This window comes from Enterococcus sp. AMC2644, from assembly GCF_058216475.1.
Window position 1 is genome coordinate 2,488,971 of record NZ_CM177095.1, and the last position, 14,848, is coordinate 2,503,818.

A 14,848-nucleotide genomic window follows, 5' to 3' on the forward strand; every position below is an offset into this window, starting at 1 on the left:
ATCTTTTTGTATGAATATTCAGAATTTTGTAAAAATAGGGGGACATCTATTGGCAGTTAAAGTGAAAGACATCTATAAAAGGATTCAAGAACATAACAATAACATTGAGTTATTAGCGGGTGAAGGGGGAATGAGTAATTTAATTGATTGGTTTCACTTTGTAGAAGGTGTGGAAACCACGGAATTTTTAGAAGGACGCGAAATCATTATCGTTACAGGAATTGCCTTGAAAGAAAAAGGAGATACGTTGATTGAGATTATGCAAAAAGCGTTAGAAAAGGGTGCTTCCGCAATTATTGTCAATGTTGGACGCCATATTTTAAGCATTGATTCAGAAATGATTGATTTTTGTAATGAACATAGCTTTCCCCTATTTACGCTCCCTTGGGAAATCTACATGTCAAATATTGCAAAAATCATCGCTCAAGAAGTTCAAAACAATTACAAACGAAAAAATGAATTAGTCTCTTCTTTTAAGAATGCCATTTTCTTTCCAGAGAAACAAGAGTTCTATTCTGCTGATTTAGCACGCTATGATTATCAAGTAGATTGGAAATATTGTATTAGTATTATTCAAGTGCATTACCAGCATTCGTCAGGAGTTGTACCAGCTGAAGAATTACGGCGCATAAAAAAACATCTGGAAAATACACTAGCTTATCTTGCCCCACAGACAGTCGTTTTTCGTTTGAATGATGCGTTAGTTGTCTGTTTTGCTAATTATTTAGAAGAAAATATTTCCCATGTGATGACACAGTTAATTGATAATTTACCACGATATTGTCACAAAGAATATTTATTGTATGTCGGCATTGGACGCAATACCTTGAGTGTTCGTTGCATTAATAAAACCTACAACATTGCGAAAAAAGTGGTTCGTTTGCAGACAAAATTGGATAAACCGTACCAAGTATTATCATACAAAGACTTAGGGATTTCACAGCTCTTATTAGCGATGGAAGATACAGAGATTATGAGTGAGTTTTATGCCAATAAGTTAAAATATCTTGTGGATTACGACGAAATGAACCAAACGGATTATTGTCAATTCTTAGAAATTTATTTTGAAGAAGGCTGTCGTGTGCAAGAGGTTGCGAAAAAAATGTATCTACATCGCAATTCAATTAATTATAAATTGAAAAAAATTGAAGAAATTTTAGCATGTGACTTAAGCGATTTTACCATAAGAGTGGAGTTAATGGTTGCGTTAAAAGTTCGTCTTATTTTATAGAAAGAATTTTTTTGAGGAACGGCACAAAGGTGTCGTTCTTTTTTTGTGGTTGTGCAGATGCACAAAAACATTTGGTGTAGGGAATATTGTTTGCTACATGTCTTTTTGATTAAATGAATCCATAAGAAAGAGGTGGTTCAAATGAAAATGATTCAAGCAATCATTCGCGTGGAAAAAACGGAAGAAGTTTCAGAAGCTTTGTTAACAGCAGGCTTTCCAGCTATGACAAAAGTTGATGTTTATGGTCGAGGCAAACAACGAGGACTCCAAGTAGGTACCGTATTTTATGATGAACTACCAAAAACATTACTCATTATCGTAGCAGAAGACAAGGATGTCGAACAGATACTGGACATTATTTTAACTACGGCAAAAACAAGTAATTCCGGAAATTATGGTGATGGGCGTGTTTTTGTTAGTGAAATTGACGAAGCATACACGATCAGTACCAAAAAAGCTGAACTGTAGTGGAGGGATTATATGATTGAAATTATGGCTATTGTAAGACCAAATAAAACATCTGCAACAAAGCAAGCACTTATCAATATCAATCATCCAGGTTATACCTGTATTCGAGCAGTTGGTCGAGGGAAGAAAACTGTGGAGGTTATTTTATCCGATGGAAAAAAATTAAAAACCAAACTCGTTAGTAAACGAATGTTTTTAATTGTTGTTGAAGATAAAGCCAAAGAAGAAGTTATTCAAGCAATTATTGAAGCTAATTGGTCGGGAAATGAAGGCGATGGCAAGATTTTTGTGACAAAAATTGTCGATAGCTACAATGTACATCTAGAGTAGAAAGAAGTGAATTTATGAAAAATAGAGTAAATATTAATACGTTGATTTCCATGACAACCATTCTCGTTATTTTCGCTGTCTGGTATATTGCTACCAATTTTAATCTGGTAGATGGTCGGTTAATCCCTACACCACAAGCCACATGGACAGCATTCATTCAAGTGCTATCTGATTATAAAGGGCATTCTTTACTTGAACATTTTGGAGCAAGTATGTATCGCTTGTTATCTGCATTCTTTCTAGCTGTCATTACAGCAGTACCTATCGGATTATTAAGTGGGTATTCAGATAAAGCACGAGCAGTACTTACGCCAATCATTGAATTTTATCGTCCATTACCGCCACTAGCGTATTACACATTATTAGTTTTGGCACTAGGTATTGATGATGAATCAAAAATTGCCTTGCTTTACTTAGCTTGTTTTGCACCAATTTATATCGCTTGTGTTTCTGGGGTAACTAAGGTTAAAGCAGATTTTATTCATAGTGCTGAAACACTTGGAGCAAGTCAGCTACAAATTTTTGGATTTGTTATTTTTCCAGCTTGTCTTCCAGAAATGTTTATCGGTATTCGAACAGCAGTTGGGGTAGCCTATACGACACTAGTTGCCTCAGAAATGGTTGCTGCTCAAAGTGGAATTGGTTGGATGGTGCTAGATGCGAAAAACTGGTTTAGAAATGATGTCATTTTTGTCGGAATTATCGTAATGGGCTTAACAGGAATCTTAATCGATTTTCTACTGAGATTGTTAGAGAAAAAACTAGTGCCGTGGAGCGGCAAAGTGTAAAACGGAGGGAAAAAGATGAAATTAAATAAAAAATGGGTAATCATTGCAATGGTTAGTGTGGGTCTATTAACAGCATGTGGAAAATCAGAAGGTAGTGCAAAAGAAAGCGACACGGTTGACAAAGTGATTATCGGAACTCTTGTGATGCCAAATGATGAAGGAATTGCGAAAGCTGAAAATTATTTTGAAGAAGAAATGGGCGTACCTGTTGAAGTAAAAGTATTTGATGCTGGTCGTGATACGGCAACGGCAATGATGACAGAAGATATTGATTTTGGCTTAATGGGATCAAGTTCAGCAGCTCTTTCAATTGCGCAAGGTGTGAAATTGGAATACATTTGGACCCATGAAATTTTAGGAAGTGTAGAATCGCTAGTCGCTAAACCAGGCATCAAATCAGCCAAAGATTTAGTTGGTAAGAAAATTGCGACACCTTTTTCTTCGACTGCACATTTCTCACTTTTAAAATATCTAGAAATGAATGGAATTGAAGAAAGTAGTGTTTCTTTAGTCGATATGCAAACGGCAGAAATTTACACAGCATGGGAAAGCAATCAAATTGATGCTGCTTATATTTGGGAACCAACTTTATCTCAATTAACAGACAAAACAGTTCTAGCAACGAGCGAAGATTTAGCCAATGAAGGTTTTATGACTGCTAATGTTGAAGTTGTCTCATCTTCGTTTGCGAAAAAAAATCCTGAGTTAGTAGAAGCTTATATTCGAGCAGTCGATAAAGCCGTTAGACTGTATCAAGATAATGAAGATGAAGCAGTAAATATTATTGCTGAAGCTTTAGATTTAACACCAGAAGATGCGAAGTTTCAAATGAATGGTTCAAAATGGTTAAATTCAGAAGAACAATTATCACCAGAATATATGGGAACAACCGATAACATTGGTGATTTATCACAAAATTTATATGATTTGGCAACTTTCTTAAAAGCTCAAGGAAGTATCAGTGAAGTGCCGGAAATTGCTGTTTTTAAAGAAGCTATTAATCCATCATATATTGAAAAATTGAAATAGAAAGCAAGGTGTTTAGATGAGTAACTATTTAAGAGAAGAAGAAGTCGTGGTTTCAATTAAAGATGCTAGTCTTGTCTATCAAGGGGATAAAGCAGAAGTCATTGCCTTGCAAAACGTAAATTTAAACATTCAAAAAGGAGAATTTATCTGTGTCTTAGGGCCTAGTGGCTGTGGGAAAAGTACACTTTTAAATATCATTGCTGGCTTTCATCAACCGACTAGTGGAATGGCGATGATTGACGACAAACCTATTACTAAACCTGACTGGGATCGCGGTGTTGTCTTTCAGACACCTACGCTTTATCCTTGGCTAAATATTTATGATAATGTTGCGTTTGGTCCGAAAATGCGCAAGCAAGGTAAAGAACAAGTGAAAACAGAAGTCGAAAAATATTTAGAATTAGTGCAGCTGGAAAAGTTTCATAAGAGTAAGCCATATGAATTATCTGGAGGGATGCGGCAACGTGCATCTCTTGCTAGAGTATTGATTAATGAGCCGAAGATGATTTTGATGGATGAACCTTTTGGCGCATTGGATGCTTTAACACGAATTAATATGCAAAAATTGATTCGTGACATTTGGAATCTGACACAAAACACGATTTTCTTAATTACCCATGATGTGGATGAAGCATTAGCATTAGCAACACGTGTGATTGTGATGACTAGTCGTCCTGGGAAAATTGCGAAAGAATTTCATACAGAATTTACGTATGACATTAATGGAACCAATCAAGAGAGTGTGACCTATTCACCAGAATATACTGAATTACGAGAAGAGATCTTAAATATTATCAATGCACAACATTGAGACGGGAGACAATAATATGGGAAAATTAACAGGAACTCAAGTACAAGAACTACATCGCGATTATATTTTACAATCATGGGGAAAAGCGGGGCAAAATGCGATTCCAGTAGCTAAAGCAGAGGGGATTTATTTATACGATTACGAAGGCAATAAATATGCAGATATGTCTAGTTTATTGGTTTGTACGAATTTAGGACATGACAATAAAGAAATTGTCACAGCATTAAAAGAGCAAGCAGACTGGATGTCATTTATGGCGCCATCTTACGCAACAGAAGCTAAAAGTTTATTAGCGAAAAAGCTAGTTGATTTAGCAGGACCGACTTTCCAACGTGTTTTTTTCACAAATAGTGGAGCAGAATCCAATGAAAATGCGATTAAAATGGCACGGATGGTTACTGGACGTACCAAGATCTTTTCATGTTACCGCTCATATCATGGAGCAACACTAGGTGCAAGTAATGCCAGTGGTGATTCACGTCGTTTTGCAGCTGAATTAGGTGGTGCCAACGGATTTGTAAAATTTATGAATCCTCATATGTATCAAGATGGGTATACACGAGGTGTTGATGATGCGGAATGTACAGAAAAATATTTAAGAAATTTAGAACAACAAATTCGTTATGAAGGTCCTAATCAAATTGCTGCCATCTTAATGGAAAGCATTGTGGGAGCAAATGGTGTGATTTTACCACCAAAAGGGTATATGGAGGGGATTCGCGCACTTTGTGACAAGTATGGAATTTTACTTATTATGGATGAAGTTATGGCTGGTTTTTATCGGACAGGAACAGCATTTGGTTGGCAACATTTTGATTTAGTTCCTGATATGATTACTTTTGCTAAAGGCGTGACGAATGCTTACGTACCGCTAGGGGGTGTCATTGTAAATGAACAAATTTCTTCTTATTTTGAAGAAAATGTCTTGCAATGCGGTTTGACTTATAGTGGACATACGCTTGCTTGTGCGGTAGGGATTGCCTGTGTTGACTATTACGAAACACAGAATATCGGAGCGCATGTTGTTGAAATGGAAGCCATTTTAAAAGAATTTATGGAAAAAATGGTTGAGAAACATGCTTGTGTTGGTGAAGCACGCTGCATTGGTCTGTTTTCTGCTTTTGAGATGGTTAAAGATAAAGAAAGTAGAGTATCTATGGTCAACTACAACGAACCAAATACGATAATGCCAGCAATCATGCAACAATTAAAAGAAAGAGGATTCATTGCCTTTAATCGCGATAATTATGTAAGTATCTGTCCACCGTTAACCATTACCAAAGAAGAGTTGGAAGAATACTTACCAATTGTAGATGAAGTATTCACATGGGTAGATGAAACATTGATTTAGGAGGTGTCAAATGAATTTTGACTACGTACAACCTGTAAAGATTCATTTTGGTAATGGCCGTTTACAAGAATTACCAAAATTATTAACTAATTTTAAAGGCAAGGGCTTATTAATTTGTAGCAAACGTTCGATAAAAAATGGCTTAGCAAAACGTCTGCTTCAAGATAATCCCCAGTTGGTCACAACGTTTACCGATATTTCAGAGAATCCTGATGTTACTGAAGCGCAAGAATGTATTCATCTGATTCGACAAGAAGATATTTCTTTTATTGTGGCATTAGGTGGAGGTAGTGTCATTGACTTAGCAAAAGTTTGTGGCACATTATGTTTCTCTAATGAAGAAGTTGCTGCCTATCTTGGTTCAGGTATTGCGTTACCTAAACAACGCTTACCTTTGATTGCTATTCCAACAACTTCTGGAACAGGTACTGAAGTAACGGCTGCTGCTGTATTGACCAATCGAGAATTAGGAAAAAAATCCCCAATTGTTTCGGATAATTTTTATCCTGATATTGCGTTAGTTGATCCAGAATTAACGTTATCAGTTCCAAAGCAGGTTACTGCTAATACTGGAATGGATGCATTATGTCAATCCATTGAAGGCTATTGGTCAAAAGGGCATCAACCAATTTGTGATGCATTAGCTATTCATGCTGCACGCTTGATTTTTGACAATTTAGTGATTGCCTATAATGATCCAAATAATTTGGAAGCAAGAGAAAAAATGAGTGAAGCTGCTTTGATTGCAGGACTCGCATTTGCTTTGCCAAAAACAACGTCCTCTCATGCGTGTAGTTATCCATTAACGAATATTTATGGTATTCCACATGGTGAAGCTTGCACGCTAACAATTGATTATTTTGCAAAAATTAATGCTAATGATCGTTTGCTGTCTTTTGCACAACAAGTCGGATTTGAATCTATTGATGAGATGTGCGAAAAAATTTATGAAATGAAACTAGCGATGAACATGCGTGTGGATCTAAAAGATTTTGCTATTTCAGAAGCCCAATTAGCAGATTTAGTTTGTTTGTCACACCATCCCAACTTATTAAATAATCCAGTAGAAATTACAGATGAAATTTTAGAAACAATGTATCGGAGCATGATTTAAAAACGAATGGAGTATTGTAATGTGTAAAATACATTACAGTACTTTTTTTGAGTGATACTGTTGTATAAGTAAAAAAACAATATATTGTAATGGTTGAATTATTACAACCTGTCCTGGATGAAATCAATTGTCTTTCAAATTCAGACAGGTTGCATCATTTGAAGCTTGCCGTATTTTTGTCATTTTTTCGTAAGAATTCATCATAAAAATCGTAGAAAATAATAAAAAAACAAGAATAACTTTTTTAAAGGTCTCTGCTATTCTAAAGAGGTAGAGGAGGCAAATGAATGAAAAAGAGAAAAGCTTCAATTATTTGGGTGATTGTGCTAAGTATAGGTCTGGTTGGTTATTTGTATTTGAAAAGTCCAAAACAACCAAGGTATCTGAAGGAAGAATTACATACATTTCAAAAACAAGCAAATCAACAGTTAACGCTAAAGATGCCTTTATTGTTACAAAAAGATTCACGTTGGGCTGATATTGCGTATGGTTTTGGTTCGCAAACAGATGACTTGGCAACAAATGGTTGTGCGATTGTTTCCTTGGCAATGGTGTTATCTTATATACAAGGAGAAGAAATTTTACCTCCAGATATTTTAGATTGGGCGCAAAATAATTATTTTGTTGCAGGACAAGGAACTTCTTGGCAAATATTTGAAGATTTTAGCAAGCATTATCAAGTAAACTATCAAGCTTTAGGCAATGATTACCAAGCTGCGAAAGAACAGGCAAGAAATCATAAAGCAATTATCGTTTCTGTCAATCCAGGCACATTTACAACTACGGGACATCTGATGGTACTCATGATGAGTGAACAAGACCAAATTATTGTCTTTGACCCAAATGATTCACCCGAAAAAAAGCACTATCAGCAAATATTTTCGGATGAGATTTTTCAACAAGAAGGAATTGCTTATTGGGCATTTGGCTAGTTAAAAACGATACTATTAAATTAACAGACCTCATGTATAATAGATGTAGAAACGAACATGAGGTGAAAAGATGACAGATACGATTGTGGTAGTGGATGATGAACAAGCAATTGCCAACTTATTATCAACGTTTTTACAAAATGAAGGATACCAAGTTTACACGTTTTATAATGGACTTGATGCACTTGCATATATAAAGGAGCATTCAGTTTCGCTATTAGTATTAGATGTAATGTTACCGGATAGAGATGGATTTTCGATTTTGCAAGAAATTCGACAAAAATATTTTTTCCCAGTAGTGATGTTGACGGCTAAAGGAGAAGCAATCGATACGATTACGGGTTTGACTTTAGGTGCGGATGATTACATTACTAAACCATTCAATCCTTTAGAGGTTGTGGCTCGTATCAAAACCCAGTTACGGCGCTACCAACGCTATAATTCATCAAAGCAAGAACCAATCGATGAATTTGAAAAAGATGGATTAACTGTTTCGACAGCTAGCCATAAATGTTGGTTATATGGAGAAGAAATTAAATTAACACCCATTGAATTTAAAATCTTAGTCTGTCTTTTTGAGCAGCAAGGCAAAGTAGTGACTTCTGAAGAATTATTTGAAAGGGTATGGCAGGAAAAATATTTAGAAAACACGAATACTGTCATGGCTCATATTGCCCGACTTCGAGAGAAACTTCAGGAATTACCGCGAAAACCAAAATTTATTAAAACCGTTTGGGGAGTAGGTTATATGATTGAAAATTCAAAGTAAATTAGCTAAAAATCTATTAACGAGGTATTTTGTCAGTTTAACATTGCTGATTGTTCCAATGATTACTGTTCCCTTAGTTATCAAATACATTGCCCGTTTTCGTATTTGGTATAACGGAGATCCTATGTATGAGTTACTGAAATTTATTGAAACAATCTCATATCCGAGTATCGTCGTTTATGGATTAGGTGCTTGGATTATTTTAACGACGTATTTTATTAAAAAAGCCCTTGGGTATCTTGATGAAACGATTCAAGCCACCAATCAATTAGTAGCAGAGCCAGAGCGTCCCATTCACTTATCAGCAAATTTAGTTGAGGTTGAAAACGAAATGAATGAGATTCGTGAGCGTAATTTATTGGATCAACGAGCTGCTAAAGAGGCAGAACAGCGGAAAAATGATTTGCTTGTTTATTTAGCACACGATTTGCGCACACCTTTGACCAGTGTCATCGGTTATTTAACCTTATTGCGTGAAGAACCACAATTATCTACGAATTTGCGTGCTCGTTATACTAACATTGCTTTAGAAAAAGCCGAGCGTTTAGAACAATTAATCGGTGAATTTTTCGAGATTACTCGATTTAATTTAACAGCGATGACTTTGGAAAAGGAAAAAGTTGATTTAAGTATAATGTTAGAACAATTAAGTTATGAATTCTTGCCAGTTATGCAAGAAAAGCAGTTGACGTGGGAATTAGCATTGCAAAAAGCAGTACCTTGCTTCATTGATTCAGAAAAGATGGAACGTGCATTTGATAATTTAATTCGGAATGCGATTAATTACAGTTATGAGAATACAATCCTGCACTTATCTTTAAAGGTCATTGATAAAAAAATTAGCATTCAGTTAATGAATCATGGAAAAACTATTCCTAAAGAAAAACTATCACGGATTTTTGAGCCGTTTTATCGTATTGATAAAGCAAGACAAACAACAACTGGAGGAACGGGATTAGGTTTACCAATCACGAAAGAAATGATTGAACTACATGGAGGAACAATCCATGCAGCAAGCGAAGATAATAAAATTATTTTCACAATATATTTGGATACTATTAAATAAACGAGTAATGAGAATAAAATCATTATTCGTTTTTTATATAAAAAATTATATTAAACGGAAAAAATATAGTTTATATGCTGTTTTATTCTTATTTTTAAGAGGAGAATCATATTTTTTATATAAAAAAATATATGATAGCGTTGACAAATGAGTTTGTGAAGAGTAGAATTTGATTCGTTAAGTAATGTGAAATAATTATCAAGATAATATTTTTCCTTTAAGAGGTGAGCAAATGAATATTGAATATTTTGTGGAAGCAAGGAAAGCCTTAGGGATTTCTCAAAATGAATTAGCTGAAGGTATTTGTACACAAGCGACATTAAGCCGTTTTGAAAATAATGGACAAATCCCAACGCTGAAAATTTTATTAAAATTATGTCAGCGATTGAATTTGTCATTAGGAGAGTTGTTTCCTAAAGTAGAGATTCCTAATTCAGAACTTATTGAAAAGATGAATCAAGCTGAATTTTTCTTAATTACTAGTGAGTATCAACAAGCTGCTGATTTATTGGCAAGTATTACCTTGACTGAAGTAGAAGAAGCCAATGCTGAATTACGTTATTTTTATTTAAAAGGCTTCATTATGTTTTTTCAAAACGAGCCAATTATGGATATTATGTTTGTTTTTGATCAAATTTTATTAACAGAAAGTACACCAATTTTTCGTTTGTTAGCTTACACCGGAATAGGAATGATTTATTTAAGAGAACAGCAAGAGGAAAAAGCCGAGTTTTACTTTAATAAAGTATTGGAGCGAATTTACCAATACCCGATCAAAGATATGGAAGACACTTGGCGTGTATTACACATTGTTTTTCAAAGTGGTGTATTTTATGCACAGATTCAGGAATTAGAAATAAGCAATGCCTTATTACATTACGCTATAACCATTTGTTCAGATAATCACGTGACCTATTATTTGGCTCGTGCAGCAGTTCAAATAGCTAAAAATGCCATAACCACAAAGGAAGAGCAAGCAACAATTCTTGAATTAATTTACGATGCACGGGCGTATTCTAAAATTAATCGTAACCAAATCGCTTTGAATGAATTAGCTATCCTTGAGAAACAAGTAAAACAGAGGTAGTTCGAGGAGGAAAAATCATGCAAAGGACTAAAACGATTCGTCGAATGGGAACGGTTATTCAATTAACTATCGAGCATCCAAACCCAGAGCCACTTTTAGAAGAAGCCGATCAGCGATTAAAAGTTTATGAAGAACGTTTTAGTGCGAATACAACGACTTCTGAACTAGCTTTTGTGAACAAATGTTCAGGCGTTAAACCAGTGAAAGTTCACCCGCAATTGTACGAATTAATCAAAATTGGAAGAGAGCATAGCTGTGCAGCTAATAGTCGATTAAACATTGCAATTGGTCCTTTAGTTCAAAGTTGGCGTATTGGATTTGCTGATGCTCATATACCAAAAGATAGCGACATTCAAAACTTATTACAAATAACAGATCCGCATCAAATTCAGCTAAATGAAGAACAGCAAACCGTTTATCTAACAGAAAAAGGCATGGCTATTGATTTGGGTGCTTTAGCAAAAGGTTACTTTGCAGACTTATTAGTCAAGTATTTCAAAGAAAATGGCGCACAATCAGGAATTATCAATCTTGGTGGAAATTTAGTAGTATTTGGTGTTTGTCCGACAAGAAAAGAAGGGTATTTTAAAATTGGTATTCAAAATCCTTTTGCAGCAAGAAATGAGTTTGCACTGAATTTAAAAGTGAAAGATTGTTCAATTGTGACTTCAGGAATTTATGAACGCCATTTAGAAAAAGCGGGGAAATCGTATCATCATATTATCGATTCGACAACAGGGTATCCTGCTGAGACAGAGGTTGTTAGCTTAACGATTATTTCTACCAGTTCATTGGATGGTGAGATTTGGACTACGCGTTTGTTTGGCAAAAGCGCAACTGATATTTTAGATGAACTAAATCAATTACCAAATATTGAGGGAATTATTATTAAAAAAAATCAACACATCCTGTATTCAAACGGGATTAAAAAATATTTATAAAAATGGAAGGAAGTTATGACATGGTTAAATTTATTGGCCTCGTTGGCACAAACTCAGATTATTCAACAAATCGTCAATTATTACATTTTATGAAACAGCATTTTGCAGACAAAGCAGAAATTGAAGTCGTAGAGATTAAAGAGATTCCTATTTTTAATAAACCGGCAGAAATTCAAGTTCCAGAAATTGTTCAACAACTTGCAGATAAAATTGAAGCAGCAGATGGTGTGATTATTAGTACCCCAGAATACGATCATGCGGTACCTGCATCGTTAATGAATGCGTTAAGTTGGTTGTCTTATGGCATTTATCCATTTGTTGACAAGCCTGTGATGATTACAGGAGCTTCTTACGGGGCATTAGGCTCGTCTCGTGCCCAAATGCATTTACGCCAAATTTTAGATGCCCCCGAATTAAAAGCGCGCATTATGCCAAGCTCAGAGTTTTTACTGAGTCATTCTTTACAAGCCTTTGATAATGAAAATAAGTTAAAAGTTCCTGAACAAATTGAGCAATTAGAAGGATTATTTACCGATTTCTTGGTTTTTGTCAAGATTATGAAGCAATTAAACCATGCACATGAGATGAATAAAAAAGCAGCAGAAAATTTTTCTTGGGAAGAAGTATAAAGGAGCGAATCAATATGAGACTAGTAGGTATTGTCGGATCAAACGCAGAATTATCGTATAATCGCAAGTTATTGACTTATATAAAAAAACATTTTGGTAATTTATTTGATTTAGAAGTATTAGAGATTAAAGAGATTCCTTTGTTTAACCAAAGTGATGATCAGACCAATAGTGAAGCAATTCAAAAGCTAAGTAATAAAATTTTGCAAGCCGATGGTGTGATTATCGCAACACCAGAACATAACCATACAATTCCAGCAGCCTTGAAAAGTGTATTAGAATGGTTATCGTTCAAAATTCATCCGTTAGAAAATAAACCAGTAATGATTGTTGGCGCATCTTATTACGATCAAGGTTCATCACGTGCCCAACTCCATCTACGTCAAATCTTAGATGCTCCGGGTGTGAATGCGATGGTTATGCCAGGAAATGAATTTTTATTAGGAAAAGTCAAAGAAGCATTTGATGAACATGGCGATTTAAAAGAAAAACGCACCGTGGAGTTCTTACAAACGACTTTAGAAAAATTTGTTCAATTTATTAATGTTGTCACAGTGATGCAAGAATCAAAACCCGCATTAAAACCTGAAGATTTATTCGCTACGGGCACCATTGACACAACGGTTTCCGGCATAGATATGTATGCAGATGACTGGTTGGAGCAAGCGTCAGAGAGCGTTAAACCAGCTGCAGGCAATGATTATGTGAAATTAAATCGTGGGTTGTTAACTGTCGATCAATTGAATTATTTTCTTGCATCGATGCCGATGGAATTAACTTATGCGGATAATAACAATCAATTTTTATATTACAATTACACAAAAGAAGCTGCGGATATGTTGGCATCACGTACTCCAGGACAAGTCGGTAACCCATTAGCTAACTGTCATCCAGAACGAGTCTATAAAGGAGTTGAGTGGGTTATTCAACAACTTCGCTCAGGAGCACAAGATTGTGTTAAAGTTCATGTACCTACACATGGTCCAGATAAATATGTGGTTCATAATTATCAAGCAATGCATGATGAAGAAGGTAACTATGTTGGAATTAATGAATATATTTGGGATTTAAAACCAACGATTGATTGGTATCTACAACAAACTGGTCAAAAATTAGTTGGGGACGTGGATGCAGCAACAAGCGCATCTGTGAATGATCATCAAGACGGCGATGTCGATGCTGTCTCAGGTGCATCTGAAAAGGCTTAAAAAAAGACTCGTGGTTTTCATTTAGGAAACCTACGAGTCTTTTTCCATTTTTTTTACAAGAATACCACTTAATTCGTATAGGACAATAAGTGGTAAGGTCATTGCTAAATGTGAGGTAAGCTCTGGTGGTGCGAGAATCCCCGCAATAATTAAGATAATAAAATAGGCGTATTTCCGCTGTTTTCTCATAAAAGCGGCATTGATAAGCCCTGTTTTTGCTAGAAATAATAGCAAAACAGGCAGTTGAAACAAGATACCAAATGAAAAAACCAACTTAACTAGCAACAAAATGTAATCTTTTAAGGTAATAAGCGGTGTTAAACCTAATTCAATTGAAAAATGTAACATTGCTTCAATGGTGATAGGGAAGACAACCAGATATCCGAATCCTATACCTATCATGAATAATAAAAAGATATAGGGAAAATATTTTTTTCCAAGAAGTTGTTCTTCCGGATATAAGCCGGGCTTTACATAAGACCAAATATTCCATAAAATCATCGGGAAAATCATAATAGTACTTAAAAGAGCTGCCAATTCAAAGGATAATTCTAAACCTTCTGTAATGCGTAATGTATATAAGGTCAAGGAAAATGGAATTTGTGTTTTTAAGTAATGAACTAGAGTTGGGTTAATAAAGAAAAAAGCAACTAAAAATACGATAAAGAATAAACAAGCAATTTGAATCAAGCGTCCGCGTAACTCTGCGAGATGTTCAAGAATGGTCATTGTTCCAAGTCGTGATTATCTGATTTTTTTATAACATAGTGGGTCGTTTTTTTTGTAGAGTTCCGCTTCAACTGATAGGTTTGTTTGGATTCGTTTTTTTCTTCCTCACTCAAAATGCCAGAAGTTGCCTTTTTAAATTCGCGTAATGTTTCACCAACCGAGCGACCTAAATCAGGTAGTTTTTTTGGTCCAAAAACAATTAAGCCTGCAGTAACAATCAATGCGATACTTCCTGGTCCTAAAGCCATGATAAATTCCTTCTTTCTAAATGAGTGTCATTCTCAATTAATAAAATTTTAATCCTAAAATACTTTGATGTCAACGATTAAAAAGTATTGACAAATAAAATGTTAAAGGATTATTAT

General features: G+C 35.1%; 17 protein-coding genes. 15 read left to right on the forward strand and 2 right to left on the reverse strand.

The features are described 5' to 3' along the window. Positions 1 to 49: 49 nt before the first annotated feature. The 15 genes from AC4BC5_RS12135 (at position 50) to AC4BC5_RS12205 (ending at position 13,754) form a co-directional block, all read left to right on the forward strand. On the forward strand, positions 50 to 1,231 hold the full coding sequence (locus AC4BC5_RS12135) for a PucR family transcriptional regulator (RefSeq protein WP_490495624.1): 1,182 nt from the start codon (positions 50 to 52) through the stop codon (positions 1,229 to 1,231). Between the two features lie 141 nt (positions 1,232 to 1,372). Further along, complete coding sequence (locus tag AC4BC5_RS12140; protein WP_490495625.1) at positions 1,373 to 1,699, forward strand: P-II family nitrogen regulator; 327 nt, start codon at positions 1,373 to 1,375, stop codon at positions 1,697 to 1,699. Positions 1,700 to 1,711: 12 nt separating this feature from the next. Continuing rightward, a complete protein-coding gene (locus tag AC4BC5_RS12145; protein ID WP_490495626.1) occupies positions 1,712 to 2,029 on the forward strand; it encodes a P-II family nitrogen regulator in 318 nt (105 codons plus the stop codon). A gap of 14 nt (positions 2,030 to 2,043) precedes the next feature. Further along, positions 2,044 to 2,817, forward strand: a complete 774-nt coding sequence (locus AC4BC5_RS12150; RefSeq protein WP_490495627.1) for an ABC transporter permease — start codon at positions 2,044 to 2,046, stop codon at positions 2,815 to 2,817. A 15-nt stretch (positions 2,818 to 2,832) separates the two neighbouring features. Continuing rightward, positions 2,833 to 3,846 carry a taurine ABC transporter substrate-binding protein gene (locus AC4BC5_RS12155; protein WP_490495628.1) on the forward strand — a complete coding sequence of 338 codons (1,014 nt, stop codon included), beginning with the start codon at positions 2,833 to 2,835 and terminating at the stop codon, positions 3,844 to 3,846. 16 nt (positions 3,847 to 3,862) lie between these two features. Next, entirely contained in the window at positions 3,863 to 4,657 is a 795-nt protein-coding gene (locus AC4BC5_RS12160; RefSeq protein ID WP_490495629.1) for an ABC transporter ATP-binding protein, read from the forward strand. Positions 4,658 to 4,673: 16 nt separating this feature from the next. Beyond that, on the forward strand, positions 4,674 to 6,008 hold the full coding sequence (locus AC4BC5_RS12165) for an aminotransferase class III-fold pyridoxal phosphate-dependent enzyme (protein ID WP_490495630.1): 1,335 nt from the start codon (positions 4,674 to 4,676) through the stop codon (positions 6,006 to 6,008). 10 nt (positions 6,009 to 6,018) lie between these two features. Continuing rightward, positions 6,019 to 7,122 carry an iron-containing alcohol dehydrogenase family protein gene (locus AC4BC5_RS12170; protein WP_490495631.1) on the forward strand — a complete coding sequence of 368 codons (1,104 nt, stop codon included), beginning with the start codon at positions 6,019 to 6,021 and terminating at the stop codon, positions 7,120 to 7,122. 287 nt (positions 7,123 to 7,409) lie between these two features. Continuing rightward, positions 7,410 to 8,054 carry a C39 family peptidase gene (locus AC4BC5_RS12175; protein ID WP_490495632.1) on the forward strand — a complete coding sequence of 215 codons (645 nt, stop codon included), beginning with the start codon at positions 7,410 to 7,412 and terminating at the stop codon, positions 8,052 to 8,054. Positions 8,055 to 8,124: 70 nt separating this feature from the next. Then, on the forward strand, positions 8,125 to 8,823 hold the full coding sequence (vanR, locus tag AC4BC5_RS12180) for a VanR-ABDEGLN family response regulator transcription factor (protein WP_490495633.1): 699 nt from the start codon (positions 8,125 to 8,127) through the stop codon (positions 8,821 to 8,823). Then, positions 8,807 to 9,889: a vancomycin resistance histidine kinase VanS gene (gene vanS / locus AC4BC5_RS12185; protein ID WP_490495634.1), complete on the forward strand. Its 1,083-nt coding sequence runs from the start codon at positions 8,807 to 8,809 to the stop codon at positions 9,887 to 9,889. The genes vanR and vanS overlap by 17 nt, the downstream gene beginning before the upstream one ends. A 232-nt stretch (positions 9,890 to 10,121) precedes the next feature. After that, a complete protein-coding gene (locus tag AC4BC5_RS12190; RefSeq protein ID WP_490495635.1) occupies positions 10,122 to 10,976 on the forward strand; it encodes a helix-turn-helix domain-containing protein in 855 nt (284 codons plus the stop codon). A gap of 17 nt (positions 10,977 to 10,993) precedes the next feature. Next, positions 10,994 to 11,917, forward strand: coding sequence for an FAD:protein FMN transferase (locus AC4BC5_RS12195; protein ID WP_490495636.1), 924 nt, complete (start codon positions 10,994 to 10,996; stop codon positions 11,915 to 11,917). A gap of 20 nt (positions 11,918 to 11,937) precedes the next feature. Beyond that, positions 11,938 to 12,546 carry an NADPH-dependent FMN reductase gene (locus AC4BC5_RS12200; protein ID WP_490495637.1) on the forward strand — a complete coding sequence of 203 codons (609 nt, stop codon included), beginning with the start codon at positions 11,938 to 11,940 and terminating at the stop codon, positions 12,544 to 12,546. 14 nt (positions 12,547 to 12,560) lie between these two features. After that, complete coding sequence (locus AC4BC5_RS12205; protein WP_490495638.1) at positions 12,561 to 13,754, forward strand: NAD(P)H-dependent oxidoreductase; 1,194 nt, start codon at positions 12,561 to 12,563, stop codon at positions 13,752 to 13,754. 30 nt (positions 13,755 to 13,784) lie between these two features. On the opposite strand, the gene tatC is transcribed toward AC4BC5_RS12205, so the two are convergent. Continuing rightward, positions 13,785 to 14,483, reverse strand: a complete 699-nt coding sequence (gene tatC, locus AC4BC5_RS12210; protein ID WP_490495639.1) for a twin-arginine translocase subunit TatC — start codon at positions 14,481 to 14,483, stop codon at positions 13,785 to 13,787. Next, positions 14,480 to 14,731 (reverse strand): twin-arginine translocase TatA/TatE family subunit, encoded by a 252-nt coding sequence (locus AC4BC5_RS12215; RefSeq protein ID WP_490495640.1) that lies wholly within the window; start codon positions 14,729 to 14,731, stop codon positions 14,480 to 14,482. Before AC4BC5_RS12215 ends, tatC begins: the two co-directional genes overlap by 4 nt. Positions 14,732 to 14,848: the final 117 nt, after the last annotated feature.

Coding starts and splice junctions, on each gene's coding strand:
- AC4BC5_RS12140 (WP_490495625.1), top strand. CDS start 1,373: ATGAAAATGATTCAAGCAATCATTCGCGTGGAAAAAACGGAAGAAGTT.
- AC4BC5_RS12145 (WP_490495626.1), top strand. CDS start 1,712: ATGATTGAAATTATGGCTATTGTAAGACCAAATAAAACATCTGCAACA.
- AC4BC5_RS12150 (WP_490495627.1), top strand. CDS start 2,044: ATGAAAAATAGAGTAAATATTAATACGTTGATTTCCATGACAACCATT.
- AC4BC5_RS12155 (WP_490495628.1), top strand. CDS start 2,833: ATGAAATTAAATAAAAAATGGGTAATCATTGCAATGGTTAGTGTGGGT.
- AC4BC5_RS12160 (WP_490495629.1), top strand. CDS start 3,863: ATGAGTAACTATTTAAGAGAAGAAGAAGTCGTGGTTTCAATTAAAGAT.
- AC4BC5_RS12165 (WP_490495630.1), top strand. CDS start 4,674: ATGGGAAAATTAACAGGAACTCAAGTACAAGAACTACATCGCGATTAT.
- AC4BC5_RS12170 (WP_490495631.1), top strand. CDS start 6,019: ATGAATTTTGACTACGTACAACCTGTAAAGATTCATTTTGGTAATGGC.
- AC4BC5_RS12175 (WP_490495632.1), top strand. CDS start 7,410: ATGAAAAAGAGAAAAGCTTCAATTATTTGGGTGATTGTGCTAAGTATA.
- vanR (WP_490495633.1), top strand. CDS start 8,125: ATGACAGATACGATTGTGGTAGTGGATGATGAACAAGCAATTGCCAAC.
- AC4BC5_RS12190 (WP_490495635.1), top strand. CDS start 10,122: ATGAATATTGAATATTTTGTGGAAGCAAGGAAAGCCTTAGGGATTTCT.
- AC4BC5_RS12195 (WP_490495636.1), top strand. CDS start 10,994: ATGCAAAGGACTAAAACGATTCGTCGAATGGGAACGGTTATTCAATTA.
- AC4BC5_RS12200 (WP_490495637.1), top strand. CDS start 11,938: ATGGTTAAATTTATTGGCCTCGTTGGCACAAACTCAGATTATTCAACA.
- AC4BC5_RS12205 (WP_490495638.1), top strand. CDS start 12,561: ATGAGACTAGTAGGTATTGTCGGATCAAACGCAGAATTATCGTATAAT.
- tatC (WP_490495639.1), bottom strand. CDS start 14,483: ATGACCATTCTTGAACATCTCGCAGAGTTACGCGGACGCTTGATTCAA.
- AC4BC5_RS12215 (WP_490495640.1), bottom strand. CDS start 14,731: ATGGCTTTAGGACCAGGAAGTATCGCATTGATTGTTACTGCAGGCTTA.